This window comes from Micromonospora sp. NPDC047187 (genome assembly GCF_040643355.1).
In the GTDB taxonomy this organism is placed as follows: Bacteria; Actinomycetota; Actinomycetes; order Mycobacteriales; family Micromonosporaceae; genus Micromonospora; species Micromonospora salmantinae.
Map to the genome: position 1 here is coordinate 1 of NZ_JBEYUF010000014.1, position 21,628 is coordinate 21,628.

Below are 21,628 nucleotides of genomic sequence, written 5' to 3' on the forward strand. Positions count from 1 at the left end.
CACCACCGGCGAACGCGAGACCAGCAACAGACAGCATGCTCTTACGGAAGATCGTGTTCATGGGGGTAGCTCCTTCGGGGGTAGAACACCCACACACACCGATCGGGGGAACGGCGGTGATGGGTGTGAGCACCTCGTCCGGCGCTGCACTAACAAGAGGAAAAGTCTTGGGGGGTGACACCCGGTCGGGCGTCTAGGTCGGCGACCTGGCGAGCGGGGCTCGTGGCGCCGGGTCCATCTGTAACGACCGGGTGGAGGCTGGCATTCCGGCCTGCGCGACCAGCCCTCAGGGGTCCGGCGGCGGGTCGGTGGTACTGCGATCGTCAGGTTGTGTAACGACCCCGGCCCGACCATGATTCCGGCCCACGAGTGCGCCCGGTCACACCCCACAACCACCCAGCAAAGGGCAAACCACCCCAGACGACACCCGGCATTCAGGACGCCCGGACCGGCCGACTTCACGAAACCCGAGTCGATCACGAATGAAGCGACCGACGCACAACACCCAGTGCCGGCAAAGTTCACACACAGGTCGGGCGACCGCCGGGGAGAAAGGCCGCACGCTAGGGGTGGTTATTGGCCGGTCAGGCGGGAGCGCACCTTTGCGGCGCAGGCGTCCAGAGCCGTCTGCGCGTCCAGCCCGAGGCTTTCGATGGCCACCAACGCGGTGAAGGCGACATCGGCCAACTCCGCCGCGACGTCCTCGCGGGTGTGGGTGACACCCTTGCGCGGGTTCTGCCCGAGCAGACCGATCCAGGCAGCCGAAGCCTCCCCCGCTTCCTCGGTGAGCTTGAGGATGCGGCAGGTCAGTTCGGTCTGCCCGGTGCCGTTCGCCGCGTCCAGCCAGCCGCGTGACGCTCGGGCCGCCTCCCAGATCGACTCGTCCACGACGACAAGTCAACCCGATCGGCCCACCGGCCCGAACGACCGGGTACGGCTGGACCGCCGCGTTGACCGGCTGATCAGCGAACCCATTGACACTGGTCGACGTCGGTTCTAGGTTCAGGATGCTACCGGCCGGTAGGCAACCGTCCCGCTGGTCGCCCCCGGGCGACAACCGTCCGATGGGGAGCATTGATGCTGTCCACACCCGTTCGTACCCTCCGCCGCCTGCTCGCCGCCGCTGCGACGCTGACCCTCGCGGTCGGGCTGGCCGGTGCCGCGCCGGCCAGCGCCACCGGTCGCGACGCGAGGGGTGGCGAGCCGCTGCCCGGCTACACCATCGAGAATCCGCCGTTGGCGCCGTTGGTCGTGGGCGGCAAGCCGACGACGGTACGCCAGAGCATACACCGCCACGCCGGGTACATCATCGAGGTCCCCGCCCGGTGGAACGGCGACCTGGTGTTGTGGGCGCACGGCTACCGCGGCCAGGGCACTGTGCTCTCGCCGGAACCGCCGGCGTTCGGGCTGCGCCAGCGCCTGCTGGAGCAGGGGTACGCCTGGGCGTCGTCCTCGTACGACCGGAACGGCTTCGACATCCGCTCCGGGGTGCTGGGGACGAAGGATCTCGCCGACCACTTCGGGCGGACGGTCCGCCGGCCCCAGCACACCTACGTCGCCGGGGTGTCGATGGGTGGGTACGTCATCGGTCGTTCGCTGGAGCAGTACCCCGGCTTCTACGACGGCGCGTTGCCGATGTGCGGTGTGCTCGGTGATCAGACGCTGCTCGACTTCTACCTCGACTACAACCTGGTCGCGCAGACGCTCGCCGGGGTGCCGGCCCATCCCACGCCGGCTGACTACCTGACCAACGCGGTGCCCCGCATCCAGGTGGCGCTCGGCCTGGCCGGGCTGACCCCCACCGGGCCGGACACCACGACGGACCGGGGCAAGCAGTTGCGGGCGATCACGGTGAACCGTTCCGGTGGGCCACGTCCGGGCGCCGACGCCGCGTTCGCGGTCTGGAAGGACTTCCTCTTCTCGATCAGCGTGCCCACCGGGAGCGGCAACTCCCCCGCGCAGCGGCCCGGCCAGCTCTCCACCAACCTGCTCACCCGCTACGCCCCGAACAGCCCGGTGAACGTCAACGCCACGGTGCAGCGGGTCGCCCCGGAGAACCTGCGGCAGCGGCTCCTGCCGACGCTGACCGAGGTGCCGCGCATCGTCGGCCGCCCGACCGCGCCGGTGCTCAGCCTGCACGGTCTCGGCGACCTGTTCGTACCGTTCAGCATGGAGCAGGCGTACGCCACCGACGTGGCGCGCAACGGTCGCAGCAGGCTGGTGGTTCAGCGGGCCATCCGGGCCACGCAGCACTGCGAGTTCACTCCGGCGGAGGCCGGCGCCGCCTGGGACGACCTGGTGTCCTGGGTACGCACCGGCAAGCGCCCGGCCGGCGACACAGTGACCGACCCGGCGGTGGTGGCCCGACCCGACTACGGCTGCCGGTTCAGCGACCGGGACGCGTACGCGGTCGGGGTCGGTACCCGTCGCCTCTACCCGGCCTGCTGAGGTACCCAGACACGAAGAACCGGCCGGCTCCCGTGGAAGGGAGCCGGCCGGTCTCGTGTGCGGGTGTCACCAGAGCTGCTGGACGATGTCCGCCGCCTGCTCCTCCCACTGCGCGTACGCGTACGGGAAGGCGGAGACCTGCACGGTCTGCGCGGCGGTGGTCAGCGGCAGGTCCTGCCAGCCGCCGACGTTCTTGAGTGCGGTGAAGAACGCCGTGGCGGCGTACTCCGGGTCGGTGATCTGGTCGGGCGTGCCCCAACCGGACGACGGACGCTGCTGGAACAGGCCCTGCGAATCGTGGTCGTTGTACGCGCCGAGGTGGCCGAGGTTGTACAGCTTCGACTCCTGCAGCGAGGTGGCGACGCCGATCACCGCGCCCCGGTCACCGACGCCGGTCTTCTTGGCGGCGTCGACGATGGCCCGGGCGTTGGCCAGCTGCGCGTCGTCGAGCGGTACGCGCGACTGCGCGCCCTCGATGCCGTGCGGGATCAGCTGGGCTCGGCTCGGCTTGCCGGCCGGCGGCTTGCCGGTGGCGGAGCCGGTGGTCAGGCCCGACTCGACGGGCTGGTCGTCCTGGCGGGCCGTGGTGGCGGCCTTTCCGGTAGCGCGGTCGATGGCGGCGACAGCGCCCTGGTGCGGTCCGGAGGTGACCGGTGCGGCGACCGCGGTCGGCGCGAGGGCCAGACCACCGAGAGCAGCCACACCCGCCACGCTCAGCGCGGTCTTGCGGTACGAGTCCTTAGCGATGGCGGGGAGCCATCGAGTGAAGTCGACCTTCACGATGGTTGCCCTTTCGATCGTGCGAAGCGCTCCGGGGTGAACGCTCCTCGGGAGATGACCGCGGAAGAGGGTTTGGGCTCCGGCGGTACGGGGGACACAACCGGGTTCACCTGTCGGGCATTCCGGAAATGGCGGAAGGCTGGCCCGGTGCGGTCCCGGTCACGGCGCAGACCCGGACACGGAGGCTCCGCCGACATCAGGCCAGACAGCCGTGACGGACGGTGTTTTCGGAACCCGGGGGCGCTGTCCGAACGCCAGCCTTTGCTCTGCTTACCTATACGCACCGGTCACATTCCGTGACCAGGGTGCGAGACCTCCGTGGCTGGCGGAAAGGGCATATCCGCAGCTCGCCGAACGTGGCGCTTATAGGTAAGCAGAGCAAAGGGGCCGCGCACGGTGATGGGAGGCAGGCAGCTAGCGGTTTGTCGCTACCGTGAGTGGGCGTCCAAGCCAGCACGGCGGTTGAGGTAGCAGTTGCCGGACCTAGTTGTCGCCGGCACCTTCGGACTCCGCATCCCGCGTCCCGACACCCTCGTCCGGCGGGAGCAGTTCCTGGAAGATGGTGATCTGGAGCCCGGCGGGGGCGTCGAGGCGCGAGTTGAGCGACTGCCACGGCGTACGCGTCGGCGGCGCGACCTCGCTCGCACCGGCGGCCACCAGTCGGGCGGTCGTCGCCTCGGCATCGTCCACCTCGAAGGCCACCCGGATCCGCGGCGCGACCTGCCGACCCACCTCGATCTCGTCGATCAGGCGTTTCTGGGCGGGGTTGGCGATCTCCAGGGTGGCGCGGCCGGCGTCCAGGATCACCACCCGGGCACCCCCCTCGCCGCTGAACGCCGCCTCCTCCGGCAGGCCCAGCGCGTCCCGGAAGAACGCCACGGCGGCCTCGTGGTCGGCAGCCTCCACCACGAGGCGCAACTGACGGACGGCGGGAGCAGGCAAGTCGGCGGGAGCGCGCGAGTCGGCGGCCATGAGCGGGATCCTAGTGTCGCGCCGGTGGCCGACGGACGCTGAGCCCGTCGACCAACGCGCCAATACCAAGTCGTCAGCCAAACGGCAGGGCGTCAGTGGCCGCGGTCCAGCCACTCCTGCAGGTGCGGCGCCTCCGCGCCGATCGTCGTGTCGTCGCCGTGGCCGGTGTGCACAACCGTGTCCGCGGGAAGGGTCAGCAGGCGGGTGCGGATCGACCGGACGATGGTGTCGAAGTCGCTGTACGAGCGGCCCGTCGCGCCGGGCCCACCAGCGAAGAGCGTGTCGCCCGTGAACACCGCGCCCAGCTCCGGCGCGTGGAAGCTGCACGCCCCGGGGCTGTGCCCGGGGGTGTGCAGAACCCGCAGCGACGTGCCGCCCACCTCGATGCTCTGCCCGTCGTGCAGCTCACCGTTGGGTGGCAGGTGCGGGTGGACCATGTCCCAGAGGACCCGGTCGGCGGCGTGCAGCAGCACCGGCGCACCGGTGGCCTCGGCCACCTCGGGCGCCACCCGGACGTGATCGTCGTGGGCGTGGGTGGCCAGGATCGCCCGGACCTGCCGGTCGCCCACCAGGGCGAGGATCGCCGCCACGTCGTGCGGCGCGTCCAGCACGACGCACTCGCGGTCGTCACCGATCACCCAGACGTTGTTGTCCACGTCGAAGGTCTGCCCGTCCAGGGAGAACGTGCCCGAGGTGACCGCATGGTCGACGCGGGCGGTCACGGGAACACCACCACCGAGCGGAGCACGTCGCCGTGGTGCATCCGATCGAAGGCGTTCTCGACCTGGTCGAGCGCGATCTCCTCGGTGACGAACGCGTCGAGGTCGAGCCGGCCCTGCAGGTACAGCTCGGTGAGCATCGGGAAGTCCCGGCTGGGCAGGCAGTCGCCGTACCAACTGGACTTGAGGGCGCCGCCGCGCCCGAAGACGTCCAGCAGCGGCAACTCGATCTGCATCTGCGGGGTCGGTACGCCGACCAGCACCACGGTGCCGGCCAGGTCGCGAGCGTAGAACGCCTGCTTCCACGTCTCCGGCCGGCCCACCGCGTCGATCACCACGTCGGCGCCGAAGCCGCCGGTGGCCGCACGGATCGCCTCGACCGGGTCGGTCTCGGACGCGTTCACTGTGTGCGTGGCGCCGAACGTGCGGGCCCAGTCGAGCTTGCGGCTGTCGGTGTCCACCGCGACGATCGTGGTGGCGCCGGCGAGGACCGCACCGGCGACCGCCGCGTCCCCGACGCCGCCGCAGCCGATCACCGCGACCGAGTCGCCCCGGGTGACGTTTCCGGTGTTCATCGCCGCACCCAACCCGGCCATCACCCCGCAGCCCAGCAGACCCACGGCGGCGGGCCGGGCCGCCGGGTCGACCTTGGTGCACTGCCCGGCGTGCACCAGGGTCTTCTCGGCGAACGCCCCGATGCCCAGCGCCGGGGCGAGTTCGGTGCCGTCGGTGAGGGTCATCCGCTGGGTGGCGTTGTGGGTGTTGAAGCAGTACCAGGGCCGCCCCCGACGGCAGGCGCGGCACACTCCGCAGACCGCCCGCCAGTTGAGCACCACGAAGTCGCCCGGGGCGACGTCGGTGACGCCGTCGCCGACCTGTTCCACGATGCCCGCCGCCTCGTGACCGAGCAGGAACGGGTAGTCGTCGTTGATGCCACCCTCGCGGTAGTGCAGGTCGGTGTGGCAGACCCCGCACGACTGAATCCGGACGATCGCCTCACCGGGCCCGGGATCGGGCACCACGATGGTGGTGACCTCGACCGGCGCGCCCTTGCTGCGGGAGATGACTCCCCGGACTTCCTGGCTCACTTCGCCTCCTGCTGGTGGTCTGCGGCGGGGCCGGGTGCCGGGGTGGGCGGGTGTGCCACGGGCTCGGCGGTGGGCCCCCGGCGAACCTACCGCGACCACCACTGCCAGCCCAGTCGGCCGGCGGGTTATCGCGGGCGGTGCGGGGTACGCGGGCCGCATTCGACCACGGCCAACGGGAGTGACAATGAAATTCGCGCACCTGCCGCTACGGGTCACCATCGGCGCGTACTTCCTCAACTCGGGTCTGGGCAAGCGCACTCTGGAGGGGACCGCCGCGGAGGGCCTGCACGGAATGGCCGTCGCCGCCATGCCCCAGCTCGGTCAGCTGGAGCCGGCGCGCTTCGCCAAGCTGCTGTCGTACTCGGAGATCGCCCTGGGGGCCGCGTTGATCGCGCCGTTCGTCCCGGCGCCCCTGGTCGGGCTCGGCCTGACCGCGTTCGGCGCGGGCCTCGTGCAGCTGTACCTGAAGACGCCGGGGATGCGCGAACCCGGCAGCATCCGCCCGACCCAGCAGGGCGCGGGGCTGGCCAAGGACGTCTGGCTAATCGGCGCGGGGCTGACCCTGGTGCTGGAGGGGCTGACCCACGGCCGTCGGCGCGGCTGACCCGGCGGGTGGCCTGAGGAGCTGCGGTGACCCAACCTCGGTCCGTGCGGCCGTTCTATCGGCCGATGCGGCCACGCCGTCGCGACGAGCCGCACCGTACGGCCACGCCGCTGGAGCTCTTCTTCGACCTGTGTTTCGTGGTGGCGGTGTCGCAGGCCGCCGCCAACCTGCACCACGCCGTCTCCGAGGATCAGCTCGGCCACGCGCTGACCAGGTACCTGATGGTCTTCTTCGCGATCTGGTGGTCGTGGATGAACTTCACCTGGTTCGCCTCGGCCTACGACACGGACGACGACCTCTACCGGATCGCGACGCTGGTACAGATCGCCGGGGCGTTGATCATCGCCGCCGGCGTGCCTCGGGCGTTCAACGACGGCGATTTCAGCGTCATCACCTACGGCTACGTGGTGATGCGGATCGCGCTCGTCGTGCAGTGGTGCCGGGCCGCCGCCGGTGACCCGGCGCACCGCCCGGCGGCCCGCCGGTACGCGATCGGCGTCACCGTCGTCCAGCTCGGCTGGCTGCTCCGACTGGCCCTGCCGCACAGTTGGGGGACCGCGGCGTTGCTGCTGCTGGTCGTGGCCGACCTGCTGGTGCCGGCGGTGGCCGAACGCCCGGGCATGACCCCCTGGCATCCGCGACACATCACCGAACGGTACGGGCTGTTCACCCTGATCGTGCTCGGTGACGTGGTGCTGGCCACGTCGGTGGCCATCCAGACCGGAGTGGACGCCGGCGACCGCCGCCTCTGGTCGCTGGCGGCGGCGGCCACCGTGATCGTGTTCGCCCTGTGGTGGCTCTACTTCGACCGGCCCATCGATGCGCCCGACCGGATGCCGTACACGCTGGTCTGGGGCTATGGCCACTACCTGATCTTCGCGGCGGTCGCCGCGGTCGGCGCGGGTCTGAGCGTTGCGGTGGACCACGAACGGCACCTCGCGCACATCTCGGGAAGGATCGCCGGGTACGCGGTGGCCGTCCCGATCGCCGTCTTCCTGCTCACGGTCTGGGTGCTGCACGTACGCCGGCAGCAGCACGGCGCGGTGGTCGTCGCCTTCCCGGTCGTCGCGCTGCTGGCACTGCTCGCACCGCTCGGTCCGGCCCCGGTGTACGTACTCGCGGCCCTGTTGGTCGCTCTGGTGGCGCTGACCGTGGTGTTGCGCCGCAGCGACGTCGGCCCGCACCGCCGACTCGAACGCCCCGTCGGCCCAGATCGTTGACGTGGATCCCGGTCAGGTGCAACCGGAAGACGAAGGTCAACCACACCCCCATCACAAGGAACAGTCCTCCGATGCTCGGGTGAAGATCATGATCCAGTTGGTCTCCCAGGTCTGCTCGCCGTCGACCGAGAACGCCTGCTCCCAGCGGGCGGTGGTCGCGCTGATGCCGGACCAGATGAACCGGCACCGGACCGGGCGCCCCTCGTGCTGGTCGTCGGCGTAGAAGTGGCCGACCCCGTCGACGAAGCGGCCCACCATCGGCGGCAGCCCCAGCACCCCGGTGTCGCTGCTCATCCAGTAGATCGACCACTCCTGCCGGGCCGGATCGAAGATCCGGATCGTGGCGCCGGCGGAGCCCTTGGTCGGGAACGTGATCTCGTCGAAGTGACCGCCGCCGGCGAAGAAGCCGTGCGCCACCGACACCCCGGGGAACTCCTCCCACTCGTCGGAGCCGACCAGCCGCTTGCGCAGCCGCCGGTTGACGACGTTCCAGGTGCCCACAAAGAAGTCGAAGTCGCCCATCAGCGGCCCACCGGCCCTTCCGCTCGCGTGTCACGCAGATAATCGGTCAGACTCGGACTCTCCGGCAGCAGCATGTGCCGGACCCAGGCGGCCCGCTCGTGTTCCAGAACCGCCAACTCCCAGACGCAGCCCACCGCCGGGCGTCGCAGGTGGACGAAGTGTGCCGGGTCGTCGTCGGGACAGTCCAGCGCCGGCTGCCCGGCCGCGGCGACACGGACCTCCACCGCGTTGTCCCACACCCACGTGTACGCCAGCAGGTAGGCGCCGGTGTCCGCGCCCCGGTGCAGCACCACCCACCCGGCGGCCGGGGTGCCGTCGTCGACGACGTCGGCCAGCAGGTCGGGCAGCAGGTCGTACGCGGCCTTCTCCACCTCGGGTTCGACAGGTCGCTCCGGCTGGTCTATGTGGTAGCGCTTGAGTTGCCGGCCGCCGATCAGCACTGGTCCGGGCGTTCGTAGATCCTTGTCGCGAAATGCCATGCCGGGACGGTAGGACGGGTCCCCTGACAACTAGTGTCAGTGAAGTGCGGGCTTCTCGACTTCTCTCCGTCCTGCTGCTGCTCCAGTCGCACGGGCGGTTGACCGCCGCGCAGCTCGCCGAGCGGTTGGCCGTCTCCCCCCGCACCATCTACCGGGACGTCGAGTCGCTGCACGCCGCCGGCATACCGCTCTACGGCGAGGCCGGGCACGCCGGCGGCTACCAACTGGTCGACGGCTGGCGGACCCGACTGACCGGGCTGACCGCCGAGGAGGCCGACCGGCTGTTCCTGGCCGGGCTGCCCGGCCCCGCCGACGAGTTGGGCTACGGCGACGTGGTGGCGGCGCTGCAACTCAAACTGCACGCCGCGCTCCCCGCGCCGCTGCGCGACCGGGCAACCCGACTGCAACAACGCTTCCACCTGGACACTCCCGGTTGGTACGCGGACGGCGACGCCTCCCCCGAGCTGGCCCGCACGGCCGAGGCGGTCTGGCGGCAGCACCGCGTCGAGGTGCGCTACCGCAGCTGGAACGGCGAGGTGACCCGGGTCCTGGAGCCGTACGGCCTGGTGCTCAAGGGCGGCCGTTGGTATGTGGTGGCCGACCAGCCCGGCCGGGGCGCGCCGGCGACCTACCGGGTCAACCAGATCCTCGCGTTGACCCCACTGGCGCAGGAGTTCGACCGACCCGCCGACTTCGACCTGCCGTCCTGGTGGCGGGCGCACGTGGTGCAGTTCCGGGCCCGGCTGCACCGCGACGAGGCCCACGTCCGGCTCTCCCCCGCCGGGCGGGAGCGGTTGCGCGAGGTCGGCAGCGATCCGGTGGTGACAGCGATGGACAGCAGCGCCGGGCCACCGGACGCGCGGGGTTGGGTGACAGCGGTGCTGCCGATCGAGTCGCTCACCCACGCCCACGGTGAGCTGCTGCGCCTCGGTGCCGACATCGAGGTGCTGGCCCCGGTGGCGCTGCGCGAACGGCTGGCCGCCACGGCGGCCGGGCTCGCCGCGCTCTACTCCCCCGCCTGAACAGCCCCGACCTTCTCCACAGTGGAAGGGTCGGACGCGTCGATTGTCGTCACGGTGTGCCACCCTGGGACGGTCATCAATGGTCACCGGAGGTGAGGGCCACGTTACGGCTACGCGCACTGGTCGCCGTCCCCGGCACCGGGCCGGTGACCCTCGACGTTCCCGCCGGCACGCTCGCCGCCCTGGTGGCGCCGCCCCGGTTCGGCACGGCGGTCGCCCGGGTGCTGGCCGGGCTGGCCCCGCCGGTGACCGGTCGCGTCCTCGTCGGCGACCGGGACGTCACCAGCCTGCCGCCGCCCCGCCGGCAGATCGGCTACGTGCCCGCCGGTGGCGCGCTGCTGCCGCAGCTCACGGTGCGGCGCAACATCGAGTACGGCCAGCGCAAACGCGAACGGGTGCACGAGGTGGCCAACGACTGGACGGCCACCGTTGTCGACCGGCTCGAGTTGGCGCTCTCCCTCGCCCTGCTGCCGCACCAGATCTCCGACGCCCAGCGGTTCCGGGTGGCGCTCGCCCGAGCGGCGGCCTGCCTGCCCGAGGTGCTGGTGGTCGACCTGCCGGCCGGTTCGGCCGGCGACAGCCGCCTCGGTGACCTGATGCCTCGCCTCTCGCCGCCGGACGCCCCCGGGGTGGCGGTGCTGGTCTGCACCTCCGACCCGGCCACCCTGGCCGAGATACCGGTGCGACACGAGTTGGTCACCGAGCCGAGCGAGGCGGCCCGATGACGCCGGCCGCCCGGGTGAGTCGCCGTACGCTGCTGCGCGCCGCCGCCACGGGCGCCACCGCCCTGGCCGCCGGCTGCTCCGGCGGAACCCGGTCGGTGCAGGTAGCTGTGGTCTGGAGCACCAGCGAGCTGGACCGGTTCCGCGAGGTCGTCGCCGGCTACCCCGCCCCGGTGCAGGTGATCAGCGCCGGCAACGACATCGACGCGTTCCTGCGCGCCCGACACCTGGCCGGCACCAGCCCGGACGTGGCGATCCTGCCGCGCCCCGGCCTGGTCACCGAGTACGCCCAGCGCGGCTGGCTGAGCCCGGTGCGCGCGTCCACCGAGTACGCCGTACCCGCCGGGTTGGGCGAGCTGCTGACGGCCCAGGGTCAGCGCTACGGCGTCTGGGTCAAGGCGGCGCACAAGTCGCTGGTCTGGCATCTGCCCTCGATGCTGCCCGTGCAGCCGGCCAACTGGGACGCGCTGGTCCGGCGGACCCGGGAGCTCGGCGCGCTCGCCCGGCGCGACGGCGGGCCGGCGCCCCTGGCCATCGGCGCCGCGGACGGCTGGGTGCTCACCGACTGGTTCGAGAACGTGCTGGCCGACGTGGCACCCGAGAGTTACAACGCCCTGGCCCGGCCGGACGCCGACTGGCAGGGCAGACCGGTGCGCGAGGCACTGGACCGGCTCGCCGGGCTGTGGAGCATCAACGGGGCGTTCGTCGGCGGCGGTCGCCGTGCCCTGCTCACCCAGTACGAGGAGTCGGTGATCCAGGTGGTGCACACGAAGCGGGCGGTGATGCTCGTCGGAGCCGACTTCACCGCCGACGTCGCCGACCCGTTCCAGCGCGGCCCGGAGGCACCTGTCACGTTCCGGTTCCCGGGCGCCCAGCCGGGCGGCGGCCCGCTGATCGTCGGCGGGGACGCGGCCGTGGCGTTCGCCGACGCCCGGGGTGGAGTCGAGCTGGTCGAGTGGCTCACCAGGGCCGACTCGTTCCAGCCGTGGCTGCGCGACGGCGGCTACCTCTCGCCCAACACCAACGTCGCGATCGGCAGCTACCGGGACCGCGTCGGCCAGGGTCTCGCCGAGGAGATGCGCACGCCCGGCACCCTGCGTTTCGACCTCTCCGACCAGTTGCCCGGCGCGTTCACCGGCTCCGACGGGGTCGGCATCTGGCGGATCATGCAGGGCTTCTTCGCCGACGTCACCGACGGGGTCCGCGCCAGCGAGGCGATCCGCCGGGCCGCCGGCCTGCTCGCCGCGGCGGCCCGCAACGCGGGGGGCGGCCGATGAGCCAGGTACGGGTCCTCGGCGAACTGGCGGTCCTCGACGACGTCGGTCCAGCCCGGCGGGGTCGGGCCTATCCGGCGGCGGGGGCCACGTCGGCCCTGCTGCTGCCGGCCGCGGTGCTGCTCGGCGGGATGGTGCTGTGGCCGGTGCTGCGGACCATGCACGCCAGCGTCACCACCGACGGTCGCTGGGTCGGCCCGGCGCACTTCCAGACCGCGCTGGCCGCCCCGGGCACCGGCGCGGTGGTCGGCCGGACGGTCCTCTGGGCCCTGCTGGTGCCGGCGGTGGTGACGGCACTGGGCTACCTGCTCGCCGCCGCGTCCCGCCGTTCCCAGGAGGGCGGCCTGGTCCGGTTGATCCTCCTGGTGCCGGTGGCGTTGCCGCTGGTCGTCACCGGGGTCACCTTCCGGCTGATGTACGACCCGGACCCGAGCCGGGGGCTGGCCACACTGGTCGCGACCCGACTGGCCGGCCGCTCGGTCGAGGACGCGCCGCAGTTGCTCGGGCCGGGAATGGTGACCGTCGCGTTGATGTCGGCGTTCGTCTGGGCCTGGGTCGGGTTGGCGGTGCTGGTCTTCCGCTCGGCGCTGGACGCGGTGCCGCCGAGCCTCGCCGACGCGGTGCGCGCCTACGGCGGTACGCGTCGCCACGTGCTGTGGGACGCGCAGTGGCGGCCACTGCTGCTGCGCACGACCGCTGTGGTCTTCGCGTTGGTGGCGGTCGGCACCAGCCGCACGTTCGACCTGATCCTGGTGATGACCCCCGGCTCGGTCCGCGACGAGGCCTCGGTGCTGGCGCTGCGGATCTGGCAGACGTCCGGGGGCACCACCACCGGCGAGGGCGCCGCGCTCGGCGTGGTGTGGCTGGTGGCGGTGATCGGCGGGATCATGGTGGCCGCGCTCTTCGTCCGGCAGGCCTGGCCCCCGCCGCGCGTCGAGGCGGCACCGGAGCCCGCCCCGGTCGCCCCGCCCCGACGGGTGTTCCGGCTGCTCGCGGCGGGTGCCGCGATCGCCTGGCTGGTGCCGCTGGCGGTGCTGGTCGCCACGTCGGCGCACGGCCGGGTGGACGCCGCGGCGCGCGGCTGGTGGTCGGCGCCGCCGAACGGCGAGTCCTACCGCGACCTGGTCACCGGCACCGAGCTGTGGCGCACGCTGGGCTTCACCCTGCTGCTGGCCACTGCGGTGACCGCCACTGTGCTGGTGGTCGCGCTGCTGGCCGCGTACCCGTTGGCGTGGTTGACCGGGCCGGCCGCGCAGGCCACCGGGCTGCTGCTGCTGGCGGCCAGCGTCGTGCCGATCCAGGTCATCGCCGGGCCGGTCAACGAGGTGCTGGGCCTGGTGCTCTCCTCCGGCACGGCCCAGGGCCTGGCCCTGGTGCACATCGCGCTGGGCGTGCCGTTCGCGGTGCTGGTGCTGCGCAACGCGTTCGCCGACCTGCCGGTGGAGCAGGTCCGCGACGCCCGGTTGGGCGGGCGTCGGTGGTGGCACACCCTGCGCCGGTTGGCGCGGCACAACCTGTCCGCGGTGGTGGCGGTCTCCGTGCTGGAGTTCGTCCAGGTCTGGAACGACCTGGTGGTGGGGCGACTGTTCGGTGGGCCGGGGTCGTCGCCGCTCGGGCCGTTCCTGGCCGAGCAGACCCGCAGCTTCGTGAGCAACAGTGGGGCGCTGGCCGCCAGCTCGGTGCTCGCCTCGGTGCTGCCCGTGGTGCTGGTGGTCCTCTCGCGGCGGCACCTGGTCGCCGGGCTCGTCTCCGGGGGTGTGCGGTGACCGGGCCGGGTGGTTCGCGTGGCGGCTCGCGGTGGCCGGCGCTGATCGCGATCGGCGGCGTGGTCGGCAGCGTCCTCGCCAACGTGGCCAGCAACCTGGCCGGCAATGTCCTCTCCGAGCTGGCGGCCAGCGTGCTCGGGCCGGTGACCATCGTGCTGGCCTCCGGCGGCGTCGTCGGTTACGTGGTGTACGAGGTGCGCCGCCGCCGGGCTGGCCGGGAGGTCGACCCCGAGCCGACGGAGGTGCTCACCACCCCCGCCGCCGGGGCGCCCAATCTGCCCTACACGGCCGAGTTCACAGGTCGTGAGGAGCACGTCGACGCGCTGCTCGGTCTGCTCACCCGGGAGCACGCGGTGGCGGTTCTGGGCCGACGCGCGGTGGGCACCTCCGCGTGCGCGGTGCAGGCCGCGAACGAGTGCCGGGAGGATTTCCCCGACGGTCAGTACTACCTGGACCTGCGGCGGCGCGGTCGACCCCGCTCGGCCCGGCAGGTGCTCACCGCGCTGGCCCGGATCCTGGGCACCGCCCCGCCGACCTCCGGCCGGCCGGACGCGCTCGCCGCCGCCGCCGACGCGCTGCGCGGTCAGCTCGACGGTCGCAAGATCGTGCTGGTGCTGGACAACGTCGACCGTCCCGACCAGGTCCGGGCACTGTTGCCGCCCACCGCGCGCACCTGCCGCCTGTTGCTCGCCGGTGGTCCGGCGCTGGTCGGTCTGGAGGGTGTGGTCGCGCACTGGATCGCCGAACCGGGCACGTCCGAGGCGGTGGAGCTGTTCGCGACCGCGGGCGGGGCCGCGCCCGCCGCCCGGGTCCGTCGCGCCGACCCGCGCACCGACCCGGCGGTACGCGAGATCGTCGACCTGTGCGGGCGGCAACCGCGTACCGTCCGCGCGCTCGGTTACCGCACCGCTCAGCACGGCTGGCGGCACTCCGACGTGCTGGACGCGCTGCGCCGCGCGGTGCAAACGCCACCGCACCAGCGGCTCGCCGTCTCACCGGCGGCCCGCCTGGTCACCGAACGGGACATCGCCTACCGGGTGTTGCCCCGCCAGGCCCGACGGTTGTACCGGCTGATGTCGCTGGTCCCCGCCCCGGTGGACCGGCCCACCATCGCCGCGTTGGCCGGGCGGCACCCCGAGCTGGTGACCGCACTGCTCGACCGGTTGGCCGCTGCGGCGTTCGTGGTCGGCGCGCCCGGCGACCGGTACGAGATCCGCCCCCTGCTGGCCGGCAGCGCCCGACTGCACCTGCGGGACGCGGATCCGGTCCGGGCCCGGGTCGCCGCGCAGGCCCGGCTGACCCGGCACCTGGCCCGCCGGGCCGAACGGCACGCGGCCAACCTGGCGGTGCTCGGCTCCCCCGGTGACCGGGAGTGGTCGCTGCCGCTGGACGACGACCCGTACGGCTGGTTCGACCTGCACCAGGAGTTGCTGCTGGCGGTGGTGCGGGTGCCGGCCGGCGCGAAGGAGACACTGCCCCGCCGGGTCCGTCGGTGGTGGTTCCGGTTGGCCGTGGCGCTGTGTGGGTGGCTGGCGTACGCCGAGCGGCTCGACGAGTGGGAGCAGGTCTGCCGTACCGTGCTGGCCACCCCGACCGCCGACGACCGTCCGGAGATCGCCGGATGGGCGCACAACGAGCTGGGGGTGCTGCGTCGACGCCGGCACGACCCGCAGGGGGCGGCGGCCGCGCTCACCCTCGCGGTCAACGAGCGGGGGCGACGCGGCAACGCCCAGGCGCGGATGAACCTCGGGCTGGCCCTGCTCGACCTGGGGCAGCTCGACGACGCGGTGGAGCACCTGGAGATGTCCCGCCGACACCGCTCCGGCGCCGACCGGGCCGGGCACGCCCTCACCGAGCTGGGCCTGGGCGCGGCCCAACTGGCCCGGGGCGAACCGGACACCGCGCACCACCACCTGGTGCGGGCGGCCAACACGTTCCGGTCGATTGGCGACGCGCGCGGGTACGCGGCGGCGCTGACGAACCTGGTGCTGGTGCACGCGGCGCTCGGCGAGCACCTGGACGCCGCCCAGGCGTGGCGGGCCGCACTGCGCGAGTACGAGTCGGTAAACGACCCGACCAGCCGGGCGACGGCTCTGCTCAACGCCGGGGCGACGCTGCTGAGCAGCACCCCGGGGCAGGCGCGGACGGCGTACGAGCTGCTGACCGAGAGCCGCCGGCTGCGCGAGGAGACCCGACCGACCGCCGGGCTGGCGCGTACCCTGCTCTACCTGGGTGACGCCTGCGCCGCGCTGGGCGACCGGACCGACGCGCGGCGGCACTGGGCGGACGCGGCGGCGGTGGCCGAGGAGGTCGCCGACGCCCAGGGGTTGGCCGCCGCCGACGCCCGACTGGAGGACGACGCCGACACCCGGGTGACGTAGGTCGCTCGGGTTGGTCGGTGGCATGGCTCTGGGAGACTCTGTGATCGTGGACGCGCTCTCGGTACGGGGACTCAGTCGCAACTTCGGCAACCTGGTCGTGCTCGACGAGGTGAGCTTCACGCTTCCGGCGGGCCGGATCGCGGTGGTGCTGGGCCCGAACGGCAGCGGCAAGACGACCCTGCTGCGCTGTGTCGTCGGCGCTGACCGGCCGGACGCGGGTGAGGTGCTGGTGCAGGGCCGCCGGGCCGACGAGACCGATCCTCAGGTGCGGGCGCTGGTGGCGGCCGCCCTGGACGACATCGACTTCTTCCCCGACCTGTCGGTGGTCGAGCACCTGGAGTTGGTCGCGTACGCCCACGGGGGTGACGCCGAGCCGGTCGAGGAGGTCCTCGCCGAGTTGGGTCTGGAGCCGGCCCGCGACCAGTTGCCGGTGACGCTGTCCAGCGGGCAGCGCCGCCGGCTGGCGTTGGCGTCCTGTTTCGTCCGGCCCCGCCGGGTGCTGATCCTGGACGAGCCCGAGCAGCGGCTGGACGTCCGCGGGCGACAGTGGCTCGCCGACCGACTCCTGCGGGAACGGGCGGCGGGCACGGCCGTGCTGTTGGCCTCGCACGACCCGGAGCTGATCGACGCGGTGGTCGACGAGCGCATCGAGATCGGCACGTGACCGCCGCGCCGGCCACGATCGCCGACACGCCGGTCGGGGTGCCGAGCGCCCGACAGGTGCGGACGCACCTGCGCAAGGCCCGCAGCCGGCACCACGACCATTCCCTCGGTGACGTGCTCGGCGACGCGTACGTCATGGTCCTGTTCGTCGGCATGTACGGCTGGTTCGCGATCAGCGCCAGCCGCGACCTGCTGGACTCCCCCACTGTGGGGCAGGCCGAGCCGGGCGTGCGGTGGTGGCTGGCGGTCGCCGCGCTGCTGGCCGGCGCGGGGCTGGCCTGGCGTGGTCTGCGCGCGCTCGGCCCGCTGCTGGTGACCCCGGCGACGCAGAGCTGGGCGACCAGCGCGCCCATCGACCGGCGGGCCTGGCTGGCGCCGCGTCTCGTCCTGTTGCTGCTGGGTGCGGCGGCCGGCACCGCGGCGCTCGGAGTGGCGGTGGCGGCGCTCGGTGGGGTCAGCGAACCGTCCGCCCTGGGCTGGGCGGCGGCGGCCGGCGCCGGGTGGGGCGCGGCGGCGCTGGCGCTCAGCGTCGTCGCCCAGAGCAGCCGGTCGGGGCGACGCTGGCCGACAGTGGTCGGGGCGGTGCCGATGGTGGCGGCGGCCGTGATCACCGCCCTGGTGGTGCTCGTCGGTCGCCTCGGCGACGGGCTGTCCCGGCCGGCGACGACGCCGATCGTCGCGTTGTTCGCCGCCGCGGTGCCCCTCGCGGGCGTGGGCATGATCCTCGCGGTACGCGCGCTGCCCCGGGTCGACCGGGCCACCCTGACCACCGGCGCGCAGTTCGCCAACGCCGCCGCCACGGCCACGATCCTGCTGGATCCGAGCCTGCTCGCCGGCCTGGTGGAGAGCCGCCGCTGGCGCCGGATCGGCCGGGTTCGCAGCCGCCGGTTCCGGCCCGGCCCCGGCTGGTGGGCGCTGCTCCAGGCCGACGTACGCCGGTTGCGCCGCCACCCGAGCGCCGTGCTGATCTGGGCGGCGCTGATCGGGGTGCAGTACGCTGCCGCGCTCGCCCTGCCCGGGTTGGCCGGGGCCGCGCAGGTGGTGTTCGCGTACCTCGCCGCCAACCGGCTGACCGGCGGTCTGCGGTCGGTCAGCCGCTCACCCGGGCTGCGCCGGGCGCTCGGTGGCAGCGACAACCTGCTGCGCGGGATCCACGTGGTGGTGCCGGCTGTCGGCGCGGGCCTGTGGTGGTTGCTGACCCTGCCGACCGTCGACCCGGGGCCGGCCTGGCTGGCGCCGACGCTGGCGCTGGGGGTGGTGGCCGCCGCGTTCCGGGCCGGCACCCGCCCGCCGATCGACTACGGCGGCGCGACGGTCAACACACCGTTCGGGATGATCCCGGTCGACCTGATGCGTCAAGGGTCACGGGGGCCGGCGCTGCTCGCCGTGCTGGTCCTCGTCCAGCTGTTCCTGGGCTGACCGGTCCGTCCGGCCAGCCCGGGGGCACTCAGCCGTCCAGCCGGCGGACCATGTTCATGATGGTCTCGAGCTGCGCGCCGCCCTTGATCGGGAAGTTGGTCGCTCCGAGGTAGCCCCACCAGTCCCAGCAGCGCCACCCGGGCGTGCGCCCGGGCGACCTTGACGACGGCCGTCTTACGCCTGTTCGAGTCCTTCTGCTTGCGCGAGAGGTCCTGCTGCAACCGCTTGAGCTTGCGGGCTGCGCGGCGCAGGAACTTCGGCGCGGCCACCTTCGTGCCGTCCGACAGCACCGCGAAATGCGTCAGGCCCAGGTCGATGCCGACCTCGGCATCGACCGGCGGCAACGTCTCGTGCGCGTCGACCGTGACGACGAACGAGGCGAAGTACCGCCCGGCCGCGTCCCGGATGATCGCCACGGACGAAGGGTCCGACGGCAGTGTCCGGGACCAGCGGACCGCGAGGTCGCCGACCTTCGGCAGTCGCAGCCGGCCGTTGTCGAGGACCTTGAACCGGCTGTTCTTGGTGAACCGGATGCTCTGCCGGTTGTCCTTGCGGGACCGGAACCTGGGCGGGGCGACCTTGCGGCCCTTGCGCTTGCCCGTGACCGAGGCGAAGAAGTTGCGGTACGCGGTATTCAGGTCCGCCAGGGCTTGTTGAAGAACGACCGCCGACACCTCGCCCAGCCAGGCGCGGGCCACGGTCTTCTTCGCCTCCGTGATGACCCGTTTGGACAACTCGCCGTCGGAGACGTACGGCAGTCCGGCCTCGCGGGCTTCCTGCCGTGCGCGCAGCCCGTCGTTGAACACCACCCGCGCACACCCGAACGTCCGAACCAGCTCCATCTGCTGGCCCGGCGTTGGATAGACGCGGAACTGGTAACGGAGCTGCACGGGAAGCACCGTACCATATTGGTTTATGGCAGAACTTGAAGGCATCCGCACTGGTAGACACTGTATTTTTGCGATGCATGTTCATTTGGTCTTCGTGACGAAGTTCCGGCACAAGGTGTTCGGCGACCGGCACCTGTCCCGGATGGAACAGATCATGCGAGACGTGTGCCGCGACTTCGAGGCCGAGCTGGTCGAGTTCAACGGCGAGAACAACCACGTGCATCTGCTGGTCAACTACCCGCCCAAAGTGGCCGTGGCCCGGCTGGTCAACAGCCTCAAGGGCGTGTCGTCGCGCCGCCTGCGGCAGGAGTTCCCCGACCTCGTACGCCACTACTACCGGGCCAACAAACTCTGGTCGGGCTCGTACTTCGCGGGCTCCGTGGGAGGGGCCCCGCTGAATGTCGTGAAGCAGTACATCGAGCAGCAGAACCGTCCGGCTTAAGGCACTGCTCGGGCCTGACGGCCCTCCCAGCGCGGGCCTCCACCCCCGCCCTGAAGGGCGGAGCACTGGCCCGCATACCGGTAGCGGACCAGGTCGTCGGTGACGGACTTCTTGACCGTGGTGTCGTTGCCGCCGTGGAACACGTACACCGGGTCGCCGGAGAGGTTGCCGACCGGGTCGACCCAGCCGTACGACGCCCAGGTCCGGGTGTACACCTGCAGGGCGGACACGCTGGTCGGGTACCGGTTGTCGCCGCAGCCGTAGAGCGCCTGGGCGACGGTGTCCTGGGAGCAGTAGTACGGCCCGGCGGCGAAGACTGCCGCTCCCCGGATCCGGGACGAGTAGGCGACGTGCAGTTGGGTGGCCATGTAGCCACCGGAGGAGACCCCGGCGACGTAGACGCCGGAGACGTTGTAGGTGCCCAGCAATCCGGAGACCGGGGGCTTGGTGGCTGGGTTGGCGGCCTGGGCGGGTGCCGCAACGGTCAGGATCAACAGGAGCACGGCCGCGAGGGTGGTGGCGGCTTTCAACGGTGTGGGCATGAGCGCTCTCCTCGGCAGCGCCAACGGGGGCGTCGGCGTGCGCCGAAGCTACCGTGACATAGACCACACCAGATATGACGGCGACCGACACGTCCGCCACCGCTGACATGTCCCCTGCACCCACCCCCCTGCTCAGGGCCGTTGGACGTGGCGGAGGGCGGCGGCGACCGCGGCGACGCCGTCGGAGATCTCGGTGGGCGTACGGGCCGCGTAGCCGAGCACGAGGCCGGGTCGGTACGGCCGTTGGCAGTGCCAGGACAGCGGTTGCACCTTCACCCCGCGCGCCAGCGTCGCCGCCGCCAGCTCGGTGTCGACCACTGTGTCGTCCAGGGTGATCATCAGGTGCAGGCCGGCGGCGGCGCCGTGCACCGTCGCCGACGGCAACGCCCGGGCCAGCGCGGTGATCATCGCGTCCCGCCGGCGGATGTGTCGCCGGCGCAGCAGCCGCAGATGCCGCTCGAAGGCGCCGGAGGTCATCAACTCCGCCAGCACCAGTTGCGGTAGCACGGCGTTGCCCAGGTCGGCGTTGCGCTTGGCGGCCACCACCGCCTCGCGCAGTCGCGGCGGCACGAGCAGCCAGCCGACCCGCAGGGCGGGGGCGAGCAGTTTGGAGACGCTGCCGGCGTAGCAGACCTGCTCGGGCAGCAGACCACGCAGGGCCGGCACCGGAGGACGGTCATAGCGGTGCTCGGCGTCGTAATCGTCCTCGATGATCAGACCGCCGGCCCGCGCCCAGGCGACGAGTTGGCGGCGGCGGTCACCGTCGAGCACCACGCCGGTCGGGAACTGGTGCGCGGGGGTGAGCATCACGGCCGGCACGCCGCTGGCGGTCAACTCGTCGACCCGCAGCCCGGCGTCGTCGACGCTGATCGGCGGGGTGTCCATCCGCCAGTTGTTCAGGTGCTGGCGCACCCCGAGCGAGCCCGGGTCCTCGACGGCGATCCGGTCGACGCCGGCGGCGGTGAGTGCCTGGGCGAGCAGCCCGAGCGCCTGGGAGACGCCGGCCACGATGATCACCTCGGTGGGGTCGACGCTGATGCCGCGGTTGCGGGCCAGCCAGGCGGCGACGGCCTGTCGCAGCGCGGGCGTGCCACAGGGGTCGCCGTAGCCGAGGTCGGCCGCGGCGAGGTGGCGCAGCACGCTCCGTTCGGCGCGCAGCCAGTCCGCGCGGGGAAAGGCAGCCAGATCGGGTACGCCGGGCGTCAGGTCGATTGTCGCGTGCGCCGCGCGTACCGCGTCGAAGATGTCGGTGCCCGGTGCCGGCGGGAAGGTCGTGACCGGTGCCGGCGCGACGGTCGGGGTGGGTGTGGGCGCGGCCGGCGCGGCGACGACGACTGTGCCGGCCCGGCCCCGACCGGCGATGTGCCCCTCCTCGGTCAGGCGCTGGTACGCCTCGGTGACCACGCCCCGGGAGACACCGAGGTCGGCGGCGAGCACCCGGGTCGGGGGCAGCCGGTCACCGACCGGCACCCGGCCCTCGGCGATGGCCTGCCGCAGCCGGTCGGTCAGCCAGTCGGCGCGCCCGCCCGGCGTCGCGTCGGTGATGGTCAGGTGCAGGAAGTCGGATCCGGCCGATATGGACCTCTCGGACGCCGTCGCTTTGGCTCTGCCCATCGGACCATTGTGGCAGCAGAGTGAACAGAAGCCACACCTGCCAACTCCGCCGGAGGACGAT

At 72.5% G+C, this 21,628-nt stretch carries 21 protein-coding genes; 11 read left to right on the forward strand and 10 right to left on the reverse strand.

The genetic code is table 11. The features are described 5' to 3' along the window. Window positions 1–573: 573 nt before the first annotated feature. Window positions 574–888 carry a MazG-like family protein gene (locus tag ABZ794_RS21505; RefSeq protein ID WP_210785127.1) on the reverse strand — a complete coding sequence of 105 codons (315 nt, stop codon included), beginning with the start codon at window positions 886–888 and terminating at the stop codon, window positions 574–576. 189 nt (window positions 889–1,077) lie between these two features. On the opposite strand from ABZ794_RS21505, the gene ABZ794_RS21510 reads away from it, so the two are divergent. After that, window positions 1,078–2,448 carry a hypothetical protein gene (locus ABZ794_RS21510; protein ID WP_357517160.1) on the forward strand — a complete coding sequence of 457 codons (1,371 nt, stop codon included), beginning with the start codon at window positions 1,078–1,080 and terminating at the stop codon, window positions 2,446–2,448. Window positions 2,449–2,514: 66 nt separating this feature from the next. On the opposite strand, the gene ABZ794_RS21515 is transcribed toward ABZ794_RS21510, so the two are convergent. The 4 genes from ABZ794_RS21515 to ABZ794_RS21530 form a co-directional block, all read right to left on the reverse strand. Then, window positions 2,515–3,228 (reverse strand): hypothetical protein, encoded by a 714-nt coding sequence (locus tag ABZ794_RS21515; protein ID WP_210785125.1) that lies wholly within the window; start codon window positions 3,226–3,228, stop codon window positions 2,515–2,517. A 483-nt stretch (window positions 3,229–3,711) separates the two neighbouring features. Continuing rightward, window positions 3,712–4,200: a VOC family protein gene (locus ABZ794_RS21520; RefSeq protein WP_357517163.1), complete on the reverse strand. Its 489-nt coding sequence runs from the start codon at window positions 4,198–4,200 to the stop codon at window positions 3,712–3,714. A 92-nt stretch (window positions 4,201–4,292) separates the two neighbouring features. Continuing rightward, window positions 4,293–4,922 (reverse strand): MBL fold metallo-hydrolase, encoded by a 630-nt coding sequence (locus ABZ794_RS21525; RefSeq protein ID WP_357517165.1) that lies wholly within the window; start codon window positions 4,920–4,922, stop codon window positions 4,293–4,295. Beyond that, a complete protein-coding gene (locus ABZ794_RS21530; RefSeq protein ID WP_210785123.1) occupies window positions 4,919–6,007 on the reverse strand; it encodes an S-(hydroxymethyl)mycothiol dehydrogenase in 1,089 nt (362 codons plus the stop codon). The genes ABZ794_RS21525 and ABZ794_RS21530 overlap by 4 nt, the downstream gene beginning before the upstream one ends. 184 nt (window positions 6,008–6,191) lie before the next feature. Between ABZ794_RS21530 and ABZ794_RS21535 the strand changes: the two genes are divergently transcribed. Both ABZ794_RS21535 and ABZ794_RS21540 read left to right on the forward strand, forming a co-directional pair. Continuing rightward, complete coding sequence (locus ABZ794_RS21535) at window positions 6,192–6,611, forward strand: hypothetical protein (RefSeq protein WP_210785122.1); 420 nt, start codon at window positions 6,192–6,194, stop codon at window positions 6,609–6,611. Between the two features lie 65 nt (window positions 6,612–6,676). After that, entirely contained in the window at window positions 6,677–7,831 is a 1,155-nt protein-coding gene (locus ABZ794_RS21540) for a low temperature requirement protein A (RefSeq protein ID WP_247669771.1), read from the forward strand. Between the two features lie 51 nt (window positions 7,832–7,882). Here the strand turns inward: ABZ794_RS21540 and ABZ794_RS21545 are convergent, their stop codons facing one another. Both ABZ794_RS21545 and ABZ794_RS21550 read right to left on the reverse strand, forming a co-directional pair. Continuing rightward, the gene (locus tag ABZ794_RS21545; RefSeq protein WP_210785120.1) at window positions 7,883–8,353 is read right to left on the reverse strand and encodes a hypothetical protein; all 471 of its coding nucleotides are present in this window, start codon (window positions 8,351–8,353) and stop codon (window positions 7,883–7,885) included. Then, the gene (locus ABZ794_RS21550) at window positions 8,353–8,832 is read right to left on the reverse strand and encodes a hypothetical protein (protein ID WP_210785119.1); all 480 of its coding nucleotides are present in this window, start codon (window positions 8,830–8,832) and stop codon (window positions 8,353–8,355) included. Before ABZ794_RS21550 ends, ABZ794_RS21545 begins: the two co-directional genes overlap by 1 nt. 44 nt (window positions 8,833–8,876) lie before the next feature. Here ABZ794_RS21550 and ABZ794_RS21555 point away from each other — a divergent pair, with 44 nt between their 5' ends. The 7 genes from ABZ794_RS21555 to ABZ794_RS21585 all read left to right on the forward strand — a co-directional run bounded on the left by ABZ794_RS21555 (window position 8,877) and on the right by ABZ794_RS21585 (window position 18,079). Beyond that, window positions 8,877–9,854 carry a WYL domain-containing protein gene (locus ABZ794_RS21555; protein ID WP_210785118.1) on the forward strand — a complete coding sequence of 326 codons (978 nt, stop codon included), beginning with the start codon at window positions 8,877–8,879 and terminating at the stop codon, window positions 9,852–9,854. Window positions 9,855–9,946: 92 nt separating this feature from the next. Further along, on the forward strand, window positions 9,947–10,579 hold the full coding sequence (locus ABZ794_RS21560) for an ATP-binding cassette domain-containing protein (protein WP_210785117.1): 633 nt from the start codon (window positions 9,947–9,949) through the stop codon (window positions 10,577–10,579). Continuing rightward, entirely contained in the window at window positions 10,576–11,853 is a 1,278-nt protein-coding gene (locus ABZ794_RS21565) for an extracellular solute-binding protein (protein ID WP_357517170.1), read from the forward strand. The genes ABZ794_RS21560 and ABZ794_RS21565 overlap by 4 nt, the downstream gene beginning before the upstream one ends. Continuing rightward, window positions 11,850–13,616: an ABC transporter permease subunit gene (locus tag ABZ794_RS21570; protein WP_357517172.1), complete on the forward strand. Its 1,767-nt coding sequence runs from the start codon at window positions 11,850–11,852 to the stop codon at window positions 13,614–13,616. The genes ABZ794_RS21565 and ABZ794_RS21570 overlap by 4 nt, the downstream gene beginning before the upstream one ends. After that, complete coding sequence (locus ABZ794_RS21575) at window positions 13,613–15,997, forward strand: tetratricopeptide repeat protein (RefSeq protein ID WP_357517174.1); 2,385 nt, start codon at window positions 13,613–13,615, stop codon at window positions 15,995–15,997. The genes ABZ794_RS21570 and ABZ794_RS21575 overlap by 4 nt, the downstream gene beginning before the upstream one ends. 40 nt (window positions 15,998–16,037) lie before the next feature. Continuing rightward, entirely contained in the window at window positions 16,038–16,661 is a 624-nt protein-coding gene (locus ABZ794_RS21580; protein ID WP_307850599.1) for an ABC transporter ATP-binding protein, read from the forward strand. Further along, complete coding sequence (locus ABZ794_RS21585) at window positions 16,658–18,079, forward strand: DUF6297 family protein (protein WP_357517177.1); 1,422 nt, start codon at window positions 16,658–16,660, stop codon at window positions 18,077–18,079. The genes ABZ794_RS21580 and ABZ794_RS21585 overlap by 4 nt, the downstream gene beginning before the upstream one ends. On the opposite strand, the gene ABZ794_RS21590 is transcribed toward ABZ794_RS21585, so the two are convergent. Further along, window positions 18,016–18,969 (reverse strand): transposase, encoded by a 954-nt coding sequence (locus tag ABZ794_RS21590; RefSeq protein ID WP_357517179.1) that lies wholly within the window; start codon window positions 18,967–18,969, stop codon window positions 18,016–18,018. The two genes, ABZ794_RS21585 and ABZ794_RS21590, sit on opposite strands and share 64 nt — an antisense overlap. A 25-nt stretch (window positions 18,970–18,994) precedes the next feature. On the opposite strand from ABZ794_RS21590, the gene tnpA reads away from it, so the two are divergent. Further along, the gene (tnpA, locus tag ABZ794_RS21595) at window positions 18,995–19,411 is read left to right on the forward strand and encodes an IS200/IS605 family transposase (RefSeq protein ID WP_210785110.1); all 417 of its coding nucleotides are present in this window, start codon (window positions 18,995–18,997) and stop codon (window positions 19,409–19,411) included. Here the strand turns inward: tnpA and ABZ794_RS21600 are convergent. Together ABZ794_RS21600 and ABZ794_RS21605 are read right to left on the reverse strand one after the other, a co-directional pair. Beyond that, entirely contained in the window at window positions 19,408–19,953 is a 546-nt protein-coding gene (locus ABZ794_RS21600) for a hypothetical protein (RefSeq protein ID WP_357517181.1), read from the reverse strand. The two genes, tnpA and ABZ794_RS21600, sit on opposite strands and share 4 nt — an antisense overlap. 132 nt (window positions 19,954–20,085) lie before the next feature. Further along, window positions 20,086–21,567, reverse strand: a complete 1,482-nt coding sequence (locus tag ABZ794_RS21605) for a PLP-dependent aminotransferase family protein (protein WP_357517183.1) — start codon at window positions 21,565–21,567, stop codon at window positions 20,086–20,088. Between the last annotated feature and the right edge of the window lie 61 nt (window positions 21,568–21,628).